Source organism: Tepidiforma thermophila, assembly GCF_002563855.1.
Lineage (GTDB): Bacteria > Chloroflexota > Dehalococcoidia > Tepidiformales > Tepidiformaceae > Tepidiforma > Tepidiforma thermophila.
Genome location: NZ_PDJQ01000001.1, coordinates 38,925 through 60,077 on the forward strand (window position 1 = coordinate 38,925; position 21,153 = coordinate 60,077).

At 69.8% G+C, this 21,153-nt stretch carries 23 protein-coding genes and 1 tRNA gene; 16 read left to right on the forward strand and 8 right to left on the reverse strand.

All coding sequences use genetic code 11. From position 1 onward, the window contains the following. The first annotated feature begins 18 nt into the window (after positions 1-18). The 4 genes from A9A59_RS00195 to A9A59_RS00210 are packed head-to-tail and all read left to right on the forward strand — an operon-like array spanning position 19 to position 3,263. Positions 19-810, forward strand: a complete 792-nt coding sequence (locus A9A59_RS00195; protein ID WP_098502352.1) for an ABC transporter permease — start codon at positions 19-21, stop codon at positions 808-810. Then, entirely contained in the window at positions 794-1,735 is a 942-nt protein-coding gene (locus tag A9A59_RS00200) for an ABC transporter ATP-binding protein (protein WP_098502353.1), read from the forward strand. Before A9A59_RS00195 ends, A9A59_RS00200 begins: the two co-directional genes overlap by 17 nt. Beyond that, a complete protein-coding gene (locus A9A59_RS00205; protein ID WP_278286737.1) occupies positions 1,735-2,367 on the forward strand; it encodes a serine O-acetyltransferase in 633 nt (210 codons plus the stop codon). Before A9A59_RS00200 ends, A9A59_RS00205 begins: the two co-directional genes overlap by 1 nt. Next, positions 2,364-3,263 carry a glycosyltransferase family 2 protein gene (locus tag A9A59_RS00210; RefSeq protein ID WP_098502354.1) on the forward strand — a complete coding sequence of 300 codons (900 nt, stop codon included), beginning with the start codon at positions 2,364-2,366 and terminating at the stop codon, positions 3,261-3,263. The genes A9A59_RS00205 and A9A59_RS00210 overlap by 4 nt, the downstream gene beginning before the upstream one ends. Before the next feature lie 3 nt (positions 3,264-3,266). Here A9A59_RS00210 and A9A59_RS00215 read toward each other — a convergent pair whose 3' ends face one another. Genes A9A59_RS00215 through A9A59_RS00220 form a run of 3 tightly spaced genes read right to left on the reverse strand, consistent with a single transcriptional unit; the run spans position 3,267 to position 4,536 of the window. After that, a complete protein-coding gene (locus A9A59_RS00215; RefSeq protein WP_165772388.1) occupies positions 3,267-3,554 on the reverse strand; it encodes a DUF503 domain-containing protein in 288 nt (95 codons plus the stop codon). A gap of 37 nt (positions 3,555-3,591) precedes the next feature. Further along, positions 3,592-3,747: a hypothetical protein gene (locus A9A59_RS13850; protein ID WP_165772389.1), complete on the reverse strand. Its 156-nt coding sequence runs from the start codon at positions 3,745-3,747 to the stop codon at positions 3,592-3,594. A 39-nt stretch (positions 3,748-3,786) separates the two neighbouring features. After that, complete coding sequence (locus tag A9A59_RS00220) at positions 3,787-4,536, reverse strand: PIG-L deacetylase family protein (RefSeq protein ID WP_165772390.1); 750 nt, start codon at positions 4,534-4,536, stop codon at positions 3,787-3,789. A gap of 141 nt (positions 4,537-4,677) precedes the next feature. Between A9A59_RS00220 and A9A59_RS00225 the strand changes: the two genes are divergently transcribed. Genes A9A59_RS00225 through A9A59_RS00240 form a run of 4 tightly spaced genes read left to right on the forward strand, consistent with a single transcriptional unit; the run spans position 4,678 to position 8,339 of the window. Then, positions 4,678-5,628, forward strand: coding sequence for an SDR family NAD(P)-dependent oxidoreductase (locus A9A59_RS00225; RefSeq protein WP_098502356.1), 951 nt, complete (start codon positions 4,678-4,680; stop codon positions 5,626-5,628). Beyond that, entirely contained in the window at positions 5,629-6,405 is a 777-nt protein-coding gene (locus A9A59_RS00230) for an SDR family NAD(P)-dependent oxidoreductase (RefSeq protein WP_098502357.1), read from the forward strand. Between the two features lie 36 nt (positions 6,406-6,441). Beyond that, complete coding sequence (locus A9A59_RS00235) at positions 6,442-7,377, forward strand: phosphotransferase family protein (RefSeq protein WP_098502358.1); 936 nt, start codon at positions 6,442-6,444, stop codon at positions 7,375-7,377. After that, positions 7,377-8,339 (forward strand): phosphotransferase family protein, encoded by a 963-nt coding sequence (locus A9A59_RS00240; protein WP_098502359.1) that lies wholly within the window; start codon positions 7,377-7,379, stop codon positions 8,337-8,339. The genes A9A59_RS00235 and A9A59_RS00240 overlap by 1 nt, the downstream gene beginning before the upstream one ends. Here A9A59_RS00240 and A9A59_RS00245 read toward each other — a convergent pair. Together A9A59_RS00245 and A9A59_RS00250 are read right to left on the reverse strand one after the other, a co-directional pair. Then, on the reverse strand, positions 8,290-9,813 hold the full coding sequence (locus A9A59_RS00245) for a sensor histidine kinase (RefSeq protein ID WP_098502360.1): 1,524 nt from the start codon (positions 9,811-9,813) through the stop codon (positions 8,290-8,292). The two genes, A9A59_RS00240 and A9A59_RS00245, sit on opposite strands and share 50 nt — an antisense overlap. A gap of 77 nt (positions 9,814-9,890) precedes the next feature. Further along, positions 9,891-10,571, reverse strand: coding sequence for a response regulator transcription factor (locus A9A59_RS00250; RefSeq protein ID WP_098502361.1), 681 nt, complete (start codon positions 10,569-10,571; stop codon positions 9,891-9,893). 325 nt (positions 10,572-10,896) lie between these two features. Between A9A59_RS00250 and A9A59_RS00255 the strand changes: the two genes are divergently transcribed. The 7 genes from A9A59_RS00255 to A9A59_RS00285 all read left to right on the forward strand — a co-directional run bounded on the left by A9A59_RS00255 (position 10,897) and on the right by A9A59_RS00285 (position 16,667). Further along, a complete protein-coding gene (locus tag A9A59_RS00255; protein WP_423242389.1) occupies positions 10,897-12,063 on the forward strand; it encodes a PstS family phosphate ABC transporter substrate-binding protein in 1,167 nt (388 codons plus the stop codon). Between the two features lie 172 nt (positions 12,064-12,235). Next, complete coding sequence (gene pstC, locus A9A59_RS00260; protein ID WP_423242391.1) at positions 12,236-13,102, forward strand: phosphate ABC transporter permease subunit PstC; 867 nt, start codon at positions 12,236-12,238, stop codon at positions 13,100-13,102. Then, positions 13,102-13,998, forward strand: coding sequence for a phosphate ABC transporter permease PstA (gene pstA / locus A9A59_RS00265; RefSeq protein WP_098502363.1), 897 nt, complete (start codon positions 13,102-13,104; stop codon positions 13,996-13,998). Before pstC ends, pstA begins: the two co-directional genes overlap by 1 nt. A 21-nt stretch (positions 13,999-14,019) precedes the next feature. Further along, the gene (gene pstB / locus A9A59_RS00270) at positions 14,020-14,904 is read left to right on the forward strand and encodes a phosphate ABC transporter ATP-binding protein PstB (RefSeq protein ID WP_098504755.1); all 885 of its coding nucleotides are present in this window, start codon (positions 14,020-14,022) and stop codon (positions 14,902-14,904) included. A 23-nt stretch (positions 14,905-14,927) separates the two neighbouring features. Next, positions 14,928-15,593 carry a phosphate signaling complex protein PhoU gene (gene phoU / locus A9A59_RS00275; protein WP_098502364.1) on the forward strand — a complete coding sequence of 222 codons (666 nt, stop codon included), beginning with the start codon at positions 14,928-14,930 and terminating at the stop codon, positions 15,591-15,593. 65 nt (positions 15,594-15,658) lie between these two features. Next, positions 15,659-15,734, forward strand: a tRNA-His gene (locus A9A59_RS00280). A gap of 63 nt (positions 15,735-15,797) precedes the next feature. Beyond that, positions 15,798-16,667: a class I SAM-dependent methyltransferase gene (locus A9A59_RS00285; RefSeq protein ID WP_098502365.1), complete on the forward strand. Its 870-nt coding sequence runs from the start codon at positions 15,798-15,800 to the stop codon at positions 16,665-16,667. A 114-nt stretch (positions 16,668-16,781) separates the two neighbouring features. On the opposite strand, the gene A9A59_RS00290 is transcribed toward A9A59_RS00285, so the two are convergent. Together A9A59_RS00290 and A9A59_RS13855 are read right to left on the reverse strand one after the other, a co-directional pair. Continuing rightward, positions 16,782-17,084 (reverse strand): hypothetical protein, encoded by a 303-nt coding sequence (locus A9A59_RS00290; RefSeq protein WP_098502366.1) that lies wholly within the window; start codon positions 17,082-17,084, stop codon positions 16,782-16,784. Then, positions 17,081-18,136, reverse strand: coding sequence for a DUF7452 domain-containing protein (locus A9A59_RS13855; protein WP_098502367.1), 1,056 nt, complete (start codon positions 18,134-18,136; stop codon positions 17,081-17,083). The genes A9A59_RS00290 and A9A59_RS13855 overlap by 4 nt, the downstream gene beginning before the upstream one ends. Before the next feature lie 176 nt (positions 18,137-18,312). On the opposite strand from A9A59_RS13855, the gene mgtE reads away from it, so the two are divergent. Continuing rightward, positions 18,313-19,668: a magnesium transporter gene (mgtE, locus tag A9A59_RS00300; RefSeq protein ID WP_165772391.1), complete on the forward strand. Its 1,356-nt coding sequence runs from the start codon at positions 18,313-18,315 to the stop codon at positions 19,666-19,668. Here mgtE and A9A59_RS00305 read toward each other — a convergent pair. Then, positions 19,646-21,058 carry a cryptochrome/photolyase family protein gene (locus tag A9A59_RS00305; RefSeq protein ID WP_098502369.1) on the reverse strand — a complete coding sequence of 471 codons (1,413 nt, stop codon included), beginning with the start codon at positions 21,056-21,058 and terminating at the stop codon, positions 19,646-19,648. The genes mgtE and A9A59_RS00305 overlap by 23 nt on opposite strands. Positions 21,059-21,153: the final 95 nt, after the last annotated feature.

The window sequence follows — 21,153 nt, forward strand, 5'->3', positions numbered from 1 at the left end:
GCGGGCGATACTGGCGGCATGACGGCGATGGCGATGGCGCGGCCGGCGCCGCAGCGGAGCCTGCGGAACGCGCTCGAGCTGGTGGCGGCGCTGACAAGCCGCGACCTGAAACTGCGCTACCAGGGGAGTGTGCTGGGGTGGGCGTGGTCGCTGGCGCGGCCGCTGGCGCTGGGGGCGGTGCTGGCGTTTGCGCTGGGGCGCGTGCTGGGCACGGGGATTACGGCGGAGTTCCTGCTGGCGGGGCTGTTCCCATGGTTCTGGTTCCAGGGCGGGGTGCAGGGCGCGGCCGGGAGCTTCATCGGGAACGGAGGGCTGCTGAAGAAGGTGCGTTTTCCGCGGGCGGTGCTGCCGCTGAGCACGGTGCTGGGAGCCACGCTCCAGTTTGCGCTTTCGCTGCCGGTGCTGCTCGGGTTCGTGGTGGCGGCCGGCAACGAGCCATCGGCGGCCTGGCTGGGGCTGCCGCTGGTGTTCGTCCTGCAGCTGGGGTTGACGGCCGGGCTGGGGCTGTTCGTGGCAAGCGTGACCGTGTATTTCCGCGACCTGGAGCACATCACCGAGGTGCTCCTGACGCTGCTGTTCTACGCGACGCCGATCATCTACAGCGTGGACCGGGTGCCGGAGGGGTACCGCTGGCTGACCTATGTAAATCCGCTGGCGCCGATCATGGAGGGGTGGCGGAGCATCCTGCTCGACGGGGCGCTCCCGGCGTGGAGCCACCTCGGGGCATCGGCGGCGCTGACGGCGGCGGCGCTGGCGGCGGGCTGGATGACGTTCCGGCGGCTGGAGGACGGCTTTGCCGACGCCATCTGACGGCGAGGTGGTGCTGACGGCGCGCGGGGTATCGCGACGGTACCCGCTGGCCGTGCCGGGGCAGGCGCTGAAGACGACGCTCCTGCACCCGGGGCAGGCGCTGCGGGCCTGGCGGACCCGGCGACGGCGGGAGCTCTGGGCGGTGCGGGATGTGACCTTTGAGGTGCGGCGCGGGGAGTTCTTCTCGATTGTCGGGGCGAACGGCAGCGGGAAGAGCACGCTGCTGCGGCTGCTGGCCGGGCTTTCGAAGCCGACGCGGGGGTCGGTGGAGGTGCGAGGCCGGGTGAGCACGCTGCTCGAGCTGGGGAGCGGGTTCCACCCGCAGGTGAGCGGCAGGGAGAACGTGATCATGAACGGCCTGCTGATGGGCCGGACGAAGCGGGAGATGGAGGCGCTGCTGCCGGCGATTGTGGAGTTTGCGGGGCTGCAGGAGTTCATCGACCAGCCGATGCGGACGTACTCATCGGGGATGTACGTGCGGCTGGGTTTCGCCATCGCGGCGTTTATGGACCCGGAGATCCTGCTGGTGGACGAGGTGCTGGCAGTGGGGGATGCGAAGTTCCAGGAGAAGTGCTACGAGCACATCGCGGGGCTGCAGCGGAAGGGGGTGACGATGGTGATGGTGTCGCACGACCTCGCTGCGGTGGAGCGGTTCTCGGACCGGGCGGCGCTCATGGAGCGGGGGCGAATGGTGGCGATCGGGCCGCCGCGGAAGGTGATCGGTCTGCACCTTGAACGGCTGGCCGAAACGTCGCCGGAGATCCGGCAGGCGATCGATGAAGGGATCGCGGCAGATGAGGAGCGCGTGCGGCAGATGCTCGAGGAGGACCCGGAATGGGCCGCGGCGTTCGCAGCGGCGCTGGAACGGAACCCGGCGTTCCACGAGCGGCTGCGCGAGCAGGCGGAGCGGGAGGGCCGCGGATGATGGGCGGTCGGCTGCAGCGGATCCGGGCGAACTGGCGGGAGTTGCGGGCGCTGCTGCGGGAGGACATCGAGCTGCACGCGGCGTGGCCCCGGACCTTCGGGCTGATCCGGAGGGACCGGCCGACGTGGTTCACGTTCCTGTACCTGCTGTTTGCGATTCATATGTTCCCGGCGGTGGTGCTCTACCGGCTGCAGGTGTTTCTGTATGAGAGCGGCTTCCCGCGGGCGGCGACGGCGGTCTCGCGGCTGAACGCGTTCCTGTTCGACGTGACGATTGGGAACCACGTGCGGGCCGGCGGCGGGCTGCTGATCGCGCACGGGCACGTGGTGCTCGACGGCTGGACGCGGCTGGGGAAGCGGGTGGAGATCAACCCGTTCGTGACGCTGGGCATCGGCAACAGTTCACGGCGGCCGTTCGAACTGTGGGGCCCGGAGATCGGCGACGATGTGAACATCGGGACCGGGGCGAAGGTGATCGGGCGGGTGAAGGTCGGCGAGGGCGTGAAGATCGGCGCGAACGCGGTGGTTGTGAGCGATATCCCGCCGTTCCACACGGCGGTGGGCGTGCCGGCGCGGGCGATCCCGGGCGGGCGCAGGCGGGAGACGGAGACCTGGGAGCCGCCGAGGGGATGACGGCTCCGCGGGTCGCGATCCTGACGGTGACGACGAATGCCGGCGCGCACCTGCCGGCGTACCTTGCTGCGCTGGAGCGGGTGACCTACCCGGCGTGGGAGCTCTGGGTGGTCGACAACGGCTCGGCGGACGGTTCGGCGGCCTGCGTGCGGGAGCGGCTGCCCGCTGCAACGGTGCTGGAGAACGGGGCGAACCTCGGCTTTACGGGGGCGTGCAACCGGGCCCTGGCGCTGCTCCGGGAGCGGGAGGACCTGGAATATGTGCTCTTCCTGAACGACGACACGGAGGTGACGCCCGGCTTCCTCGAGCCGCTGGTGGCGCTGGCTGACGAACGGACGATGGTTGCGCCGAAGACGTACCTGGCGGGGCAGCCGGGCGTGCTCGACGATGCCGCGGGGACGTTCGACTGGCTGCGGGGGACGTGGAAGCGGCGGGTGCTCGGCCGGCCGGAGGGGCCGGGGGACCGGTACGCGCATGCGGTCGAGACGGTGAACCTCTCGTGCCTGCTGGTGCCCGTCGGGGCGTTCCGGGTGGTGGGGCTGCTCGACGATGCGTTCTTCGTCTACTACGACGACACGGACTTTTGCCGGCGGGCGCGGGCGGCAGGGTACCGGCTGTTCTACGAGCCGCGGTCGGTGGTGTACCACCGGAAGGGTGCGACGCTGGGCGGGCAGGCGAGCGCGTTCGGCTGCTACTACCTGGCGCGGAACCGGCCGTATCTCATCCGGAAACACCGCGGGCGGGCGGCGTTCGCGGCGTTCCTGGCGTACTACCTGGCCACGCGGGCGGCGCGGATGGCGCTCTGGGCGCGGGAGGGACGGTGGGACCTGGTCCGGGCGACGGCCGCCGGGATGCGGGACTTCGCGCTGGGGCGGATGGGGCCGCGGCGAGGGTAGCGCTCAGGCGTCGAGGAGTTCGGTTTCGAGGTCGACGAGTTCTGCGTCGAGCCGCCAGTCCTGGATGGCGGCGGCGATGGCCTGGAGCTGCTCATCGGCGTGGCGCGGGTCGTTGGAGATGACGGCGGCAGCGATGACGGCCAGGCCGACGGCATCGAGGGCATCGATTTCGGCGACGGAGGCGTTGAAGCGGCTGCGCAGCCGTTCGACCACAGGGCGGACGATGGCGCGCTTCTCTTTGAGGGTGCGGGAGGGGATGCGGAGCGAGACCCTGAGGACGCCGACGGTCATGGGCCCAGTGTAGGGGGCTGCACGGGACGGGCGAAGGTCAGCGGCGGGGCCGGTCGTTGCGGGGGCCGCCGAGGAGCAGCAAGAGGACGAGGAGGATGGCGCCGGCCGCGACGATGGCGGCGATCCAGAAGGGCGAGTCATCGGCGGGCGCGGCGGCGGGGGCGAGCGCTGCGAGGGCGAACCATGGGGTCATGCCATGGAAGACGCGAAACGTGGCCGCAAGAGTTCCCGGTCAGGGGCAGGCCGCTTCGATATCGAGCAGGAGGCGGGCGACCCGGGCCATATCGCCGGGGCGGTGGAGGAGGAACCACTCCTCACGGAGGAGGGCAGGCACGATCCCGGGCGGGAAGATGGCGGCCGGGTCGCCGCCGGGGAGCTGGGAGCGGTGAGCGGCGAGCGCTGCGCGTTTGCGGTCTGCGACGGCGGCGATGGGGATCCGGAAGTCGGGGCGTTCGACGCCGAGGTCGGCCGGTGCGACGGCGGGCGGGTTGCCGAGGATGGGCCTGCAGAGTTCGTACTGGGGGAGGAAGAGGCCGGAGGGGAAGGCGGCGAAGAGGAGTGCCGGCGGTGCGGGGGCTGCGTCGACGGCGGCGACGACGGCGCGGTGGAGGGCGAGGTGGTCGGGGTGGCCGTAGGCGCCGTCGGGGCCGAGGGTGAGGAGGAGGTCGGGGGCGGCGGCGGCGATGGCGGCGGCGACGGCATCGGCAAGGCGGGGGTCGCGTGCGAGGCCGCCATCGGGGAGGCGGGGCGAGGGGCCGGCTTCGGCGCCGAGGACGGCGCAGGAGCGGGCGAGTTCGGCGAGGCGGAGGTCAGCGAGAGCTGCCGGGTCAGCGGCGGCGCCGTTGTGGCACTGGCCGGCTTCGCCGGCGGAGATGGCGATGACGGTGCAGATCCAACCGGCGCGGGCGGCGAGGGCGAGGGTCCCGGCGACGCTGTAGGCCTCGTCGTCGGGGTGGGGGATAAGGGCGAGGATGCGGGGCACGGGGCAATGGTACGTGCCGGGGCGATGGTTCGTCAGGGGCGAAAGACAGTCGGCCGGTAAGGTGGTAGATTCTCGCCGGCCGACGGGGCGGAGAGTCCCGGGCGGCCGCGAAGACCCCTGCAGAGGAGTTCGAACAGCAGCATGGCCGGGAGATTGGAAGGCAAAGTTGCGATTGTGACGGGAGCTGGCCGGGGCATCGGCCGGGCCGAGGCGCTGGCGCTGGCGCGCGAGGGGTGCCGGGTCATCGTGAACGACGTCGGCGGGAGCGCGGCCGGCGAGGGTCGCGACACGACGCCTGCGGAAGAGGTGGTGGCGGAGATCAAGAAGATGGGCGGCGAGGCGGTCCCGAACTTCGGCGACGTGACCTCGATGGCGGACGGCGAGGCGATGGTGAAGCAGGCGCTCGATACGTGGGGCCGGCTCGACATCCTCGTGAACAACGCGGGCATCCTGCGGGACCGGATCATCTTCAACATGACGGAGGCGGAGTGGGATGCGGTCATCGCGGTGCACCTGAAGGGCCATTTCACCATCACCAAGCATGCGGCGATGGTGTTCCGGCAGCAGCGGAGCGGCCGAATCATCAACACGAGCTCGGAGTCGGGGCTCGGCAACCTCGGGCAGGCGAACTATTCGGCCGCGAAGGAGGGTATCGTCGGGCTGACGCGGACGCTGGCGCTCGACCTCGGGAAGTACGGGGTGACGGCGAACGCCATCCGGCCGCGGGCGGCGACGCGGCTGACGCTCAGCCCTGAGATGGAGGCGGCCCGGGCGCGGCGGGCGCAGCTCGCGGCGCAGGGGCAGGAGCCGGCGACGCCGCCCACCTCGGCGGAGGATGCGATCGCGCGGATCGCGTCGATGTCGCCGGAGCTGGTCGCGCCGCTGGTGGTGTACCTCTGCCTGCCGGAGGCGGCGAACGTCAACGGGCGAGACTTCATCGTGGGAGGCGATGAGATCAGCCTGATGAGCCTGCCGACGCGGGAGAAGACGATTTACAAGAAGGGCGGATGGGACCTCGAATCGCTCATCGAGGTGTTCCCGGGGACGCTGGGCGCCGGGCTGGTGAATCCGCGGCCGCCGGAGCAGAGCTGAGTGGCGGGGCGGCTCGCGGGGCGTGTCGCGTTCGTCACGGGCGCAGGGTCGGGGATCGGCGAAGCCTCGGCCCTGCGCTTTGCGGCGGAGGGGGCAGCCGTGGCGTGCGCGGATATCGACGGCGCGGCTGCGGAGGCGGTCGCGGCGCGGGTCGCGGAGCACGGAGGGCGCAGCCTCGCGCTTGAACTGGATGTGACCGATGAGGCAGCGTTCGTGGCTGCGCTGGACCGGACTGTCCGGGAACTGGGCGGGCTGCACGTGGTGTTCAACAACGCGGGGATCGGCGGGCGCGGCCACTCGTGGGAGCGGACGATCGCGGTGAACCTGACGGGGGTGTACTACGGCTGCTTCCACGGGTGCGCCCGGCTGGCCGAGCTGGGCGGGGGCGCGGTGGTGAACACGGCCTCGGTGGCGGGGCTGAACGGCCTCGTCGGGCCGCCGCTGCCGGGCGCCGAGCTTTCGCCGGTGCTGCCCGGCGCGGGCGCCTACACGGCGGCGAAGCACGGCGTGGTGGGGCTGACGCGGCAGTTTGCCATCATCTACGGGAGGCGCGGGGTGCGGGTGAACGCCGTGGCGCCGGGGTACATCGTCACGCCGATGACGGCGGAGATCCGTTCGCTGGAGATGGCGGAGGAGTTCCTGGTCGGCCTCCACCCGATGGGGCGGCTGGGGCGGCCGGAGGAGGTGGCCGCGGCGGCGGCGTTCCTCGCGAGCGACGACGCCTCGTTCATCACGGGGACGGTGCTGCCGGTCGACGGCGGCTACGACGCGCGCTGAAGGCCGGGCAGCGGGCGGGGCCGTACAATCCGGGGGATGGTGCCGCGCCCGGCCGACTTCGAACCGTGGCTGAACCGGCTGCCGGGCTTCGAGGATGCCCGGGTGGGTTCGATCACGGCGGTCGACGGCGGCGCCTCGAATGTGACCTGCCGGGTGGAGCTGCTCTCGGGGACGGTGCGGCGGGTGTGCCTGCGGCTGCAGCGGGAGCGGGGAATTTTCGAGCCGTACGATGTCATCCGCGAGGGGCGGGTCATCGCGGCGCTGGCTGCGACGGATGTGCCGGTGCCGCGGCTGCTGGGGATGGAGCCCTCGGCGGATCCGCTCGGCGCGCCGTTCATCGTGCTGGAGTGGGTCGATGCGCCGCACATGGGGCTGGCGCCGGATGCGGACTTCGATGCGTTCACGCGGATGGTGGCGCGGATCCATGCGGTCGACTGGCAGGCAGCCGGGCTGGCGTTCCTCGGCGTCCCGGCGAGCGTGCCGGAGGCGCTGGAGCGTGACCTTGCGGCGGTGGAGGCGCGGATGCCGGGGTTCGGCTGCGCGGGCGAGCCGCTGCTGGAGGACGCGCTGTCGCGCCTGCGTGCAACGGTCCCTGCGGAAGGGAGGCTGGCGCTCTGCCAGGGCGATATCAACGTGTTCAACTACCTGTTTCGCGGCGGCGAGGTGGTGAGGGTGGTCGACTGGGAGCAGGCGCGGATTTCGGACCCGCGGGTCGATGTCGGGCAGCTGCTGGCGCTCTCGCACCTGAAGGGTGCGCCATTCGGGCCGGCGGAGCGGATGCCCTTTGCGGTGCGCTACCGGGCGGCTGCGGGGGCGGACCCGGGCGACCTGCGCTGGTTCCGGGCGATGTGGCTCTGGCAGCTGGCGGTCATCCACTACGGGTGGCGGCGATACGGCAACGGCAGCACTCCCTGGTATTCGCTGGAGCAGGCTTCGGAGCTGCTCCTGATGGCGCTGGCAGAGCTGGACTGATGCACTGGACGGAGCGGCTGGCGGCGTACCTCAGGGAGCAGCTACCGGCGGCCGAGCGGGTGGAGGTGAGGAATCCCCGGGCGATGCCGGCCGGGGCGAGCAACGAGACGGTGGGGTTCGACCTGTGTGTGTGGGCCGATGGGTGCACCTGGGCGCTGCCGATGGTGCTGCGGCCGCAGCGGGAGGCAGGCATCCTCGCGCCGTACGACGTGAGCCGGCAGTACCGGGTGCTGCGGGCGCTGGCCGGCACGCATGTGCCCGTGCCGGCGGCGGCGTGGCTGGAACCGACCGGCGCGGTGCTTGGGGTGCCGTTCTACGTGATGAGCCGTGTGCGCGGGAAGACCCTGCCGCTCTTCTGGTACGGGCGGTCGGAGCGGCTGCCGGCGGCGGCAGCGGCGCTGGCGGCGGTGCACGCGGTGGACTGGCGGGCGGCGGGGCTCGAATTCCTGGCGGAAGGGCCGGCCGAGGATCCGCTGGAGGCAGAGCTGGGGCCGTGGCGGGCACGGGCGGAGCGGCTGCGGATTGCGCGGGCGCCGCTCCTCATCGCGCTGGGGGAGTGGCTGCGGGCGAACCAGCCCGCGGATGCGCGGGTGGCGCTGCTCCACGGCGACCCGAACCCGGGCAACTACCTGTTCGCGGGCAGGCAGGTAGTGGCGGTGCTGGACTGGGAGCTGGCGGCGCTGGGCGACCCGCGCTCCGACCTGGGGTTCTATGCGGCGCTGCAGACGGTATTCGGCGGGATGGGCGGGCCGCGGGGCGAAACGCTGCTCTCGGAGGCGTACGCGGCGGTGACCGGGCAGCAGCTGACCGCGCTGGAGTACTACGAGGCGCTCGGACTGTACCGGATGGCGATCGTGATGGCGGGCTGGGCGGGCCGGTTCGGGGCGATGTCGGCGGGGCACACGCTGGAAGTCATCGCGCGGCGGCTCGCGGTGCTGCTCGGCCCGCGATGGGAAGGGTGAAGACGAAGGTGGTGCCGCGGCCGAGTTCGCTGGTGGCCCAGATTTCGCCGCCGTGGGCCCGGACGATTTCGCGGGCGATGGCGAGGCCGAGGCCATAGCCTTTGCGGCCGTTGGCAGGCTCGCGGGTGGTGCGGCTGCGGTAGAACCGTTCGAACAGGTGCGGGAGGTCTTCTGAGGGGATGCCGGGCCCGGTATCGGAGACGGCGACCTGGATGGTGCCGGGCTGGAGGTCGCGGCAGGTGACGCGGACGGTACCGCCGGGCGGGGTGTAGCGGAGGGCGTTGTCGATGAGGTTGTTCATGACCTGCTCGAGGCGGTCGAAGTCGCCGCGGACGCGAGCGGTGCCGGAGGGTGCAAATTCGAGGCGAATGCCGTGCTCTTCGGCGCGCAGGCTAAAGACGTCGGCGAGGTGGGCGAAGAGCTCGTTGAGGTCGACGTCGTTCTGCTCCATGGAGACCTGGCCGGATTCGATGCGGGAGAGGTCGAGGAGCTCCTGGACGAGGCGGAGGACGCGAGCGGATTCGTCGCTGATGACGCGGGCGGAGCGCTGGATGCCCTCGGGGTCGTCGATGGTGCCGTCGAGGATCGCTTCGCTGAAGCCGCGGATGGAGGTGAGCGGGGTTTTGAGTTCGTGGGAGATGTTGGCGAGGAAGTCGCGGAGGGTTTGCTGGGAGCGCTGGACTTCTTCGGTCATGCGGTTGAAGTTGGCGGCGAGGTCGCGGACTTCGCGGGGGCCGGTGGCCGGCACGCGCTGGCGGTAGTTGCCGCGGGCGACGGAGCGTGCGGCGCGGGCGATGTTGCGGAGGGGGGCGGCGACGCTCTGGCTGAAGGCGAAGCCGAGGACGAGGGCGGCGGCGACGCCGATGAGGCCGGAGAAGAGGAGGCGCGGCATGAGGTCGCCGACGATTTCGCCGAGGGAGGCGGCCGGGCGTGCGACGATGATGGCGGCGGCGCCGGTTTCGCTGAGGGCCTGGAGGACTTCGGGCTCGAGGGCCATGGAGACGCAAAGGAGCGGCTGGCGGCCGGGGACTTCGAGGCGGCAGCGGCGCGGCTCGAGGGCGGCTGGGGAGCCGGGCGGGGGGAGCGGCTGGCTGGCAAGGTCGCGGACGACGGCGTTATCGAGGGAGAGGTCGGCGGGGGATGACGTGAGGCCGGGGATAACGCGGCCGTTGGCGTCGACGAGGGCGAGGGCGGTTTCGGCGGAGACGCGGTTGGGCCGGCCGAGGAAGCTGCGGAGGGTGAGGAGGAGGTCGTTGGTGGTCGGGACGGGGTCGCCGGGGGCGGTTTCGAGGCGGGCCTGCAGCTCGGCGTTGGCCTGGGCGTTGATGAGGCGGCCGAGGTCTTCGAGGTTGCCGTAGGAGATGTCGTCGCGGTAGCCACCAATCTGGAGGAAGAGGGAGAGTGCGGCGAGGAAGAGGGTGACCGCGATGATGAAGAGGTAGGTGAAGAGCAGGCGGACCTGGAGGCTACCCATGGGGCTGACGGGGGTTGCGGGGCAGCCGGCGGGTCACGGCGGGCGGGCTCCGGGGGAAAGGATGGGCGACCGGCGGTTCAGGCCTCGGGTTCGACGAGCTTGTAGCCGACTCCGCGCAGGGTTTCGATCTGGACGGTCGCGTTGACCAGTTTAGAGCGGAGGTGCTGGACGTGGACATCGACGGTGCGGGTTTCGCCGGCGAAGTCGTAGCCCCAGACGGAGCCGAGGAGCTGGTCGCGGGTGAGGGCGATGCCGGGGTTTTCGACGAAGGCGACGAGAAGGTCGAACTCCTTGGTGCGGAGGTCGAGGAGCTGGCCATCGACGCGGGCTTCGCGGCGGGCCTTATCGACGCTGAGGTTGCCGATGGTGATGGCGGTTTGCGGCTTCCGGCCGCCTTCGACGCGGTGGAGGATGCGCTTGACGCGGGCGACGAGCTCGCGGGGGTTGAACGGCTTGGCCATGTAGTCGTCGGCGCCGAGTTCGAGGCCGACGATCTTGTCGATGTCGTCGGAGCGGGCGGTGAGCATGATGACGGGGACGTCGCTTTCGCGCCGGAGTTCGCGGAGGACTTCGAAGCCATCGAGGCCGGGCATCATGACGTCGAGGACGACGAGGGCCGGGGGCGACTGGGCGAAGCGTGCGAGGGCATCGCGGCCGTCGGCGGCGTGTTCGACGGTGAACCCTTCCTTTTCGAGGTAGAGGGCGTTGAGGTCGCGGATGTTGGCTTCGTCGTCGACGAGGAGGATTTTCTGGGCCATGGGCGCCTTGTGGCCGTGGAGGTAGGTGGTTCGAGTATGCGCCGGGGGCTCATGGTCCGCCACCGGGCGGAAGCCCGGACGGGGGAGCTGGCGGACCAGGAGCCCCGGGCGACCTGGCCAGGCAGACGGGCGGGGCCGTCGTCCGCCTGCTGCCTGAAGGTATGTTCGCGGGCGGAGCCGGGGGAATCAGCGGCGAGCTGCAAAGCGGGTGTAAAACCTTGACGAAGCGCCGGGGTGACGGGCCGCTGCCGTTAAACCCGGGTTAAAGGGGCGGGGGGAGCATGCGGCACGAAGCACCAACCATACTGACTTCAGGGGGAATAGCTTGATGCTTCGCAACGTACGTGGAGGGAAGTGGGCGATCCTGCTTGGAGCGCTCGTGTCCCTCATCGCACTGGTCGCGGTCGCGTGCGGCGGCGACGACGATGACGAAGGCGGCGAGACGCCGGCTGCGGGTCCGACGGCCACGCAGCCGTCGGGCGGCCAGGCGGGGTCTCCGACTGCGCAGCCGACGCCCACGGTTGCGGCCGGGAAGCCGGTGCCGCCGGCGAACAAGGATGAGCTCGCCAAGCTGAAGGGCGAGATCATTATCGACGGGTCGTCGACGGTGTACCCGGTGACGGCGGCGGCGGCGGAAGAGTTCCGCAAGTACGCGAAGGACGTCCGCATTTCGGTCGGCATTTCGGGCACGGGCGGCGGCTTCAAGAAGTTCTGCAACGGCGAGACGGACATCCAGGACGCCTCTCGGCCGATCGACCCGAAGGAAGTCGAGGCGTGCAAGGCGAAGGGGATCGAGTACATCGAGCTGCCGGTGGCGTATGACGGCCTGTCGGTCGTGGTGAGCCCGAAGAACACGTGGGCGCAGTGCCTCACGGTGGCCGAGCTGAAGAAGATCTGGGAGCCGGATGCCCAGGGGAAGATCACGAACTGGAAGCAGGTGCGGGATTCGTTCCCGGACAGGCCGCTGAAGCTGTACGGCGCGGGCGCGGACTCTGGGACGTTCGACTACTTCACCGAAGCGATCGTGGGCAAGGCGAAGTCGAGCCGCGGCGACTACCAGGCGTCGGAGGACGACAACATCCTCGTCCAGGGCGTGAGCGGTGACGAGAACTCGCTCGGCTACTTCGGCTATGCGTACTACGTAGAGAACCCGGGCAAGCTGAAGCTCGTCGCAATCGACGAGAAGGGTGACGGCAACTGCGTGCTGCCGAGCGAGGAGACGATCCGCACCGGCAAGTACCAGCCGCTGTCGCGGCCGATCTTCATCTATGTCCGAAAGGAGGCTGCGGAGCGGCCGGAGGTCCAGGCGTTCGTGAAGTTCTACCTGAGCAAGAGCTTCACGCCGATCATCCCGACCAAGGAAGTCGGCTACGTCCCCCTGACGGACGAGCTGTACGCCGCGATCACCAAGCGGTTCGAATCGAAGACGCTCGGGACGCTGTTCCCGAAGGGTGCTGAGGTCGGGGCGACGCTCGACCGGTACCTGAAGTAAGGTGCAGCCGGCCGGCGACAACCTGGCCGGCCAGGATGGAGGCTGGCAGGGGGCGCAGCCTGGCCCCCTGCCAGCCTAACGTTTCGGGAACGGGGTGCGAATCGTGGCGCAGGACATTTGGAAGGGAGCGTACCCGTCGCGGGTGAGCCTCGGTCACAAGCGGTCGCGGCAGCTGAGAGAGGGTGCCATCGCCGGGGTGTTCTTTGTGGCCGCCACCGTGGGCGCGTTCACAACGGCGGGCATCATCCTTTCGCTGGCGGGCGAGACGATCGCGTTTTTCCGGGTGGTCTCGTTCATCGAGTTCATTACCGAGACGCAGTGGACGCCGCTGTTTTCGATTAAGAAGTTCGGCATCTGGGCGCTGGTTTCGGCGACGGCGCTGACGTCGCTCATTGCGCTGCTGGTGGCGGTTCCGCTTGGGCTGATGTCGGCGATCTACCTCAGCGAGTTTGCGCACCCGAAGGCGCGGGCGGTGTTGAAGCCGGCGCTGGAGGTGCTGGCCGGGGTGCCGACGGTGGTGTACGGCTTCTTCGCCCTGACGGTGATGACGCCGTTCCTGCAGCGGTTCATCGACATGACGCTCTTCAACTCGCTGAGCCCGGGGATTGTGATGGGCATCATGATCGTGCCGCTGGTCGCCTCGCTCAGCGAGGATGCGATGTCGTCGGTGCCGCAGGCGCTGCGCGAAGGGGCGTACGGGCTTGGGGCGACGCGGATGGAGGTGGCGACCCGGGTTGTGGTGCCGGCGGCCCTTTCGGGGATTGTGGCGTCGATCATCCTGGCCCTTTCGCGGGCGGTCGGCGAGACGATGATCGTGGCCATCGCGGCCGGGCAGAATCCGACGTTCACGTTCGACCCGACGGTGCCGGTGATGACGATGACGACCTACATCGTGCAGGTGAGCCTTGGCGACACGCCGTACGGGTCGCTTGAGTACCGCACGCTGTTCGCGGTCGGGACGACGCTGTTCGTGCTGACGTTCGTGATGAACATCTTCAGCTTCTGGTTCGTGCGGAAATTCCGTGAGGTGTACGACTGATGGCGGTAACGACTGCGGAGCAATTCCCGGCGCGGGAGCAGTTCCGGCCACGGCTGGGCTTCCGGAAGGTGACGGGGGCCATTTTCACGGGCATTGGGCTGGTTGCCATTGCGGTCGGCCTGGGGATGCTGCTGTGGCTGCTGGTCGATACGTTCGTGTCCGGCCTGCCGTGGCTCGACTGGCAATTTCTGACGAGCTTCGACTCGCGGTTCCCGGACCGGGCAGGGGCGAAGGCGGCGATTTACGGCACGGCGTACATGATGTTCTTTACCATCGTGCTGGCGCTGCCGATCGGGGTGATGTCGGCGATCTACCTGGAGGAGTACGCACGGGAGGGGAAGCTGAAGAGCTTTATCCAGATCAACATCTCGAACCTGGCGGCGGTGCCGTCGATCATTTACGGGCTGCTCGGGCTGCAGGTCTTCGTCCGCTGGATGGAGCTGGGACGGAGCGTGCTTGCGGGTTCACTGACGATGGCGCTGCTCATCCTCCCGATCATCGTGGTGGCCACCCAGGAGGCGCTGCGGGCGGTACCGCCGAGCATCCGGGATGCGTCGTACGGGGTGGGAGCGACGCGGTGGGAGACGATCCGGTACCACGTGCTGCCGTACGCGCTGCCGGGCATCCTGACCGGGAACATCCTTGCCGCCTCCCGGGCGATTGGCGAAAGCGCGCCGCTGATTACGATCGGCGCACTGACGTACGTCCCCTTCACGCCCGATAATCCGCTGGACCGGTTTACGGTGCTGCCGATCCAGATTTTCAACTGGGTGTCGCGGCCGCAGCAGGATTTCCAGGGGGTCGCCGCGGCGGGCATTATTGTGCTGCTGGTGGTGTTGTTGTTGATGAATTCCGTGGCAATTTTCCTGCGGCAGAAGCTGCAGCGGCGGTTCTAGGCGCCGAGGAGGTAGGACGTGATGACTGAACAGCAGACGCAGCCGACGACGCTGACGCGGGTGCCGGCTCTCGGCCGGGATGGGGCCGAGCAGCATCTCCGGCCGCAGGGCGCGACCCAGGGCGCGATCCTGGAGGACATTCCGAACCCGACGATCGAGGTGCGGGGGCTTTCGCTCTGGTACGGGCACAAGCAGGCGCTGACCGACGTTTCGTTCAAGATCCCGCGCAACAAGGTGACGGCGTTGATTGGGCCTTCCGGCTGCGGGAAGAGCACGCTCCTGCGCTGTTTCAACCGGATGAACGACCTCATCCCGGGGGTGCGGATCGAGGGGAAGGTCTACCTCGACGGACAGGACATCTACGACAGGTCGGTGGACCCGGTGGAGGTTCGCCGGCGGGTCGGCATGGTGTTCCAGAAGCCGAACCCGTTCCCGCGGTCGATCAAGGAGAACATCCTGTTCGGGGCGAAGGTGAACGGGTTCAAGGGGGATAAGGACCGGCTGGTGGAGGAGTCGCTCCGGCGGGCGGCGCTGTGGGACGAGGTGAAGGACGACCTGAACAAGTCGGGGCTGGCGCTTTCGGGCGGGCAGCAGCAGCGGCTGTGCATTGCGCGGGCGATTGCGACGGCGCCGGACATCATCCTGATGGACGAGCCGTGTTCGGCGCTGGACCCGATCGCGACGCTGAAGATCGAGGACCTGATGCGGGAGCTCGCGAAGGACTACACGATCATCATCGTGACGCACAATATGCAGCAGGCGGCGCGCGTCTCCGATTACACGGCGTTCATGCTGACGGACGAACGGGTCTCGGGCCAGCTGATAGAATACGGCCCCACTGAGGAACTCTTTACGACTCCGAAGGACCGGCGGACCGAGGATTACATCAGCGGCCGATTCGGCTAAGGCATCGAGGAAGGGGCGCGGGGATGACACGGGACCTGTTCAAGTCGGAGCTCCGGCAGCTCCAGGACGATGTGCTGACGCTCGGCTCGATGACCGAGAAGGCCATCCTCGACGCCATGGAGTCGCTGCGCGATGGCGATGTCGAGTGGTCGCGCCAGATCATCGCGGACGACGACCGGATCAACCGGAAGCGGTTCGAGATCGAGGAGCGGACGATTTCGGTGATCGCGACGCAGCAGCCGATGGCGACCGACCTGCGGGCGCTGGTGAGCGTGCTGTATATCATCACCGACCTGGAGCGGATGGCCGACCACGCGGAGGGCATCGCGCGGATTAACACGATGATGGAGCCGGAGCCGCTGCCGCGAAAGCTTGGGTACATCCCCGCGATGGCCGACCGTGCGGTGGCGATGCTCCGCGATTCGCTGAAGGCGTACATTGACCAGGATGTTGAGGCGGCGCGGCAGATCTGCCACGCGGACGACGAGGTGGACCGACTGCAGGATAGCGTGTACGAGGAGGCGTTCCGGGCGATGGTTGCCGACCCTTCGACCATCCAGCGGTATACCTACCTGCTGTGGACCGCCCACAACCTGGAGCGGATCGCAGACCGGTGCACGAACGTCTGCGAGCGGGTGATCTACACGGTCACCGGGCACATGGACGAGCTGAACGTTTCGAATTACTGACCATGGTGGGCTCAGGACGATTGGCGCGACGCGGCCCGGGGCTGGTAGGATTAAGGTGCGCCATGGCGGGCGTAGCGTAGTGGTTAACGCGTCTGATTGTGGCTCAGAAGATCGTGGGTTCGAATCCCACCGCTCGCCCCATTGCTTTCTCCCTTCCCTCTCGACCCGGGCACGGACTGCGGCGGGCCGCTGCGAGGCCCCGGAATGACCGCGACGGTGACGCTCAGGCCAACGCCTGAGGACGCACTGGCGGCGTACGCCGCGCAGGTCGCCGCCAACCGGGCGTACATCCAGTCGATCGAAGGCCCTGAGCGGCCGGGGCAGGACTACTGGGCCGCCCGCGCGGCAGCGTTTCGGCCGGGGCGGATGCCGGTCCCGGAGCTGGAGCCGCTGCTGGCGCTGGCTGAGCCCGATGATACCTGGCTCGATATCGGTGCTGGCGGCGGGCGGTTTGCGGTGCCGCTGGCGGCGAAGGTGGCGCGGGTGATTGCGGTCGAGCCGTCGCGCGCGATGCGGGCGCAGCTGGCTGAGGCGGCACAGGAGGCGGGGCGGACGAATATCGAGATCGTGGAGATGGCCTGGCCGCCGGGCCCTGGTGCCGCAGCGCCGGAAGGCGATGTGGCGCTGGCGGCGAACGTGCTGTACGCCATCGAGGATGTCGGGGGGTTCCTGGCGGCGATGGAGCGGAACGCGCGGCGGACCTGCGCGGTGGTGGCGTTCGATCGTGCGCCGAACACCCCGGTCGCAGCGCTGTGGGAGGAGCTGTGGGGCAGCCCCTTTTGCGAGCTGCCGGCGCTGCGGGAGCTGGTGGCGGTGCTGCTGGCGATGGGCCGTCGGGTGCGGGTGGAGCCGCTGCCGCCGCAGCCGCGGGAGCCGCGGCCGCTCGACGATGTGGCTGCGGAGTATGCATGGATGTACCACGTGCGGCCGGGCATGGAGGGGTACGAGGCGAAGCTGGCGCGCTTCCGGGAGCTGGTGGCCCGGCACTGCGGGGCCGGAGAGGGGCTGGCCTGGCCGCCGGTGGTGCGGCAGTACTCGTCGGTAATTTCGTGGCCGGCGGCGGGGCACGCCTGACGGGGGCCCGGCAGGCCAGATTCCGGCCCGGGATGGGACGTCACTGACTGGAACGGGCGGGGCCGCAGCCTCTCCCACTGGCTGCGGCCCCGGGCATCGCGACGGCGAAAGGACTCAGTTGGTGCCGTCGGTCGCGAGCAGCGGCAGGTAGCGGTAGTACCTGTCCTGGCCGCCGCCGGGGAGGAACCCGGACGCCACGGTGAAGCTCCCGCCGGTCGAGGTGCCGGCAAGGGGCTGGCCGATGGCGGCCCGGAGTTCGTAGGGGCCGCCGGTCGAGCGGCCGCCGCCGGAGGTGGTGCGCCACCAGAGTTCGTAGGAGCCGAAGGAGACCTGCGCAAGGACGGCTGCGAGGGTTGCGAAGCTGACGCAGGCGGCGGCAGCGAGGGCGAGCGTGCGGCGGGCGTGGCGGGCGTTCACTGGCTGATCACCAGGACGTTGAAGGTGGCGCCGTCAACGAAGTCGATGGCGGTCGTGTAGATAACCCACTGGTTTGAGACGCCTGTGCACGGGGCGGACGCGGCTGCGCGGTAGCTCACGCCGATGTCCACCGGGCCGGTGGTACCGCCAGGGACGTCGGCGCGGGGCGTAATGAGGACGATAGCGTCCGGCTTGCCGTTGAGGAGCGGATGGTCGAGGACGGTGACCTTGTCGGAGCCGGCGCAGGTGTTCTTGCTGGCGCCCGCTGTAGTGACGGTGTGGACGAAGGCGGCGGGGGCGCTGCCGGAGACTTTGAGGGCGCCATCGAGGTCGAGGGCCGTTTGGCCGACGAACTTACCGGCGGTGCCCTGGGTGGCGAAGGCCTGGACGCCGATGCCGTTGGTTGCGGTCGTTTCGCCCTGGATGGCGGCGCCGCCGCCGGCGTTGTAGCCGTAGACGGCGGGGTAGGCCGCGGAGTCGGTCGTTGTGCGGAGGCCGGCGATGGCGATGCCGGTGCCCTCCTGGTTGACGGTGACGAGGCCGAGGTTCTCGGTGGTGAACGGGACGCCTGCGGAGGTGCCGGTGACCGTGAGGGGGACCTTTAGGCTGCCCGCGGCCGCGGCGAAGAGAGCGTAGGGCGCCGGGCTGACCGGCTGCCGCGGCGAGAGGACGGTGTAGGTGCCGGTCGAGGTGCCGGGCCGGACGGCGATCTCCATCCAGCGGGCGTCGCCACGGAAGGCGTTGGGGCCGAAATCGAGGTCGACGGTGAAGAGGCCGTTGGCGACGGGGACGTCGTCCTTCGTGACGGTAGCGCCGACCTGGGCGCCGCCGGATTCGGCGTCGTAAAGGATGAAGCGGAGGTCGTAGGGGCCGTTGGCGGGGCTGCCGCCGTCGGCGAGGCGGCCCTGGTAGGTAAATGTGGTGGTCAGGGCGGTGGCGGATTCGATGCGGGAATCCCCGGGGGCGTCGTCGCCGATGGCGGTGGCGATGGGGACGAGGGCAGCAAGGCCGAGCGCCGCTGCTGCGAGGGTGAGGATGCGGTTGCGGGCCACGGGCGCCTCCTCGGATCGCAATCGGCGGGATTATAGCTCACCTGCGTAGGCAGATGAGCAAACTGCGGGCAAACGGGGTGTTAACGGATGCAGTTTGACCCTTCGGGAGGCGGGGCGTACGTTCGGCACGTGCGCACACCCGCGTGCCTCGAACCTCCGCAACGCAGGACACCTCCGTGGCCGATGACGTGGCTGTCCGGGAGCTTTTCGATGATGCACGCGCGCTGGCGGCGAACGGCGAGTGGGCGAAACTCGTCGCGCTTGTAACGTCCCTTCACCCTGCTGACCTTGCCGAACTGGTACTCGAGCTCCCGGAAGAGGAGCGCGTGGCGCTGCTCGACCACCTGCCGACGGACGTGGTGGCCGACCTCTTCGAGTACGTCGAGGACGACGACCTGAAGGAGCTGATCCGGGGGGTCGGCGTGAAGGACCTGCCGGCCGTCCTGGAGGAGGTGGAGGACGACGTCGCGGCGGATGTCATCCAGCAGCTGGAGCCGGAGGAGCAGGCGGAGACGCTGGCGCAGATGGACCGCGGCGAGGAAGTCGCGGAGCTGCTGCAGTACGGGGACGAGTCGGCCGGCGGCATTATGTCGCGCGGCTTCGTGGCCCTGAACGAAGGGATCACGGTGCAGCAGGCGATCGACTACCTGCGGGTGCTGCGGCCGCCTGCGGACCGGGCGTACTACCTGTACGTGGTCGATGACAACCGTGTGCTGCAGGGCGTGGTGTCGATCCGGGACCTGCTGGTGTCGTCGCCGAAGACGCTGCTGAAGGAGATCACCCAGCGGGACGTGCACGCGGTGACGACGGACGCCGACCAGGAGGAGGCGGCCCGGATTTTGCAGAAGTACAACCTGCTGGCCGTGCCGGTGGTGGATGCGGAGGGGCGGCTCGAAGGCGTGATGACTGCCGACGACCTGATCGACGTGCTCCAGGAAGAGGCGACCGAGGACATGTACCGGATGGTCGGCCTCGACGAGGCGGAGACGGTGCTGGCGCCGGTGTGGCGGTCGGTGCGGCGGCGGGTGCCGTGGCTGCTGGTGAACCTTGCGACGGCGTTTTTCGCCGCGCTGGTCGTGCGGCCGTTCGAGGAGACGATCGCGCGGGCGGCGACGCTTGCGGTGTTCATGCCGGTGATCGCCGGGCATGCGGGCAATACGGGCACACAGGCGGTGACGCTGGTCGTGCGCGGGATTGCGCTGGGCGACGTGAAGCTATCGGACTGGCTGCTGGTGCTGCGGAAGGAGCTGGCGTTCGGGGTTGTGCACGGCATCCTGGCGGGGGCACTGACGGCAGTGCTGGCGCTCATCCTCTCGTTTAACCCGTGGCTGGGACTGGTCGTCTTTGTCGCGCTGCTCCTGAACGTCCTGATCGCGGGCGTCATGGGCGCTATCATCCCGCTCACGATCAAGCGGCTGGGCGGAGACCCGGCGGTGGCGAGTTCGATCTGGCTGACCACGTTTACCGACGTGATGGGGTTCCTGATGCTGCTCGGGCTGGGGACGGTCCTCATCGACCGGCTGGCGAGCTAGCGGCGCGGCGGGCGGCTTCGAAGACGGCGAGGGCGCGCGCGCGGGCGGCGTGGTGGTCGATGATTGGCGCGGGGTAGTCGCGGCCGATGATGCAGCCGGCCGCGTGCTGGACATCGGCGGGCATGGTCCACGGCTCGTGGAGGTAGCGGTCGGGAACGCGGCGGAGCTCGGGGAGCCAGCGGCGGATGAAGGCGCCCTCGGGGTCGAACTTCTTCGACTGGGCGACCGGGTTGAAGATGCGGAAGTAGGGCTGGGCATCGGTGCCGACGGAGGCGGCCCACTGCCAGCCGCCATCGTTGTTGGCGACGTCGCCATCGACCAGGTGGCGCATGAAGTGGGCTTCGCCGAGCCGCCAGTCGAGCAGCAGGTCCTTGGTGAGGAAGGAAGCGACGATCATGCGGGCGCGGTTGTGCATGTAGCCGGTGGCGAGGAGTTCGCGCATGGCGGCATCGACGATGGGGTAGCCGGTGCGGCCGGCGGCCCAGGCTTCGAAGTCGGCCGGGGCGTCGCGCCAGGGGATAGCGGCGAAGGCCGGCTGGAAGGGTTCGCGGAGGACGCGGGGGTGGTGCCAGAGGATGTGGTGGTAGAACTCTCGCCAGGCGACTTCGGCGATGAACTTGCCGGCATCGCAGGGGGCGGCGCGGGCGCGGGTTACGACCTCGAGCGGGGAGAGGAGGCCGAGGTGGAGGTCCTGGCTGATGCGGGACGTGCCGGCCAGGTCGAGGCGGTCGCGGGTTGCGGCGTAGGCGCAGACCGGGCCGGCGAGGAACCGTTCGAGGCGGCCGCGGGCAGCGGCCTCGCCGGCGGGCGGCAGGGCATCGACCGCCGGGGGCAGGCCGAGGTCTGAGAGGCCCGGGATATGGCCCGGTTCGGCGGCGGCGCAGGGGATGCGGCCGGGGGCGGGGAGCACGGCGCGGAGCGGGAGCGCGGACCAGGCGCGGAAGAAGGGGGTGAACACCGAGAGGGGCTGCCCTGCTGCGCCGCGCACGTCTTCGGGCTCGTGGACGAGGGTGCCGCGGCGGGCGTGGAAGCGGATGCCGGCGGCCTCGAGGGCGCGGGCGACGGCGGCATCGCGGCGGCGGGCGTACGGGCTGTAGTCACGTGAGACGAAGACGTCCGAGGCGCCGATTTCGGCGGCGAAGCGAGGCACGACATCGGCCGGGCGGCCGAAACGGACGTGGAGGCGGGCGCCGCGCTCGCTGAGGGCCGCGTCGAGCTCACGCAGCGAGGCGAGGAGGAAGGCGGTGCGGTTCGAGGAGGACCAGCGCCCGCGGAGAAGCGGCTGGTCGAGGACGAAGAGGGGCGCGACGGGGCCGGCTTCGATGGCGGCATGAAGGGCGGGGTGGTCGTGGAGGCGGAGGTCGCGGCGGAACCAGAGGACGCCGGGCATGTGGTACAAGTGTGGCAGGAATGGACGAACGGCTGGCGTGATCGCGCCCGCATGGGGGTTGCGCCGTTCACGTGATGTGGGAGAGGCTGGGCGCC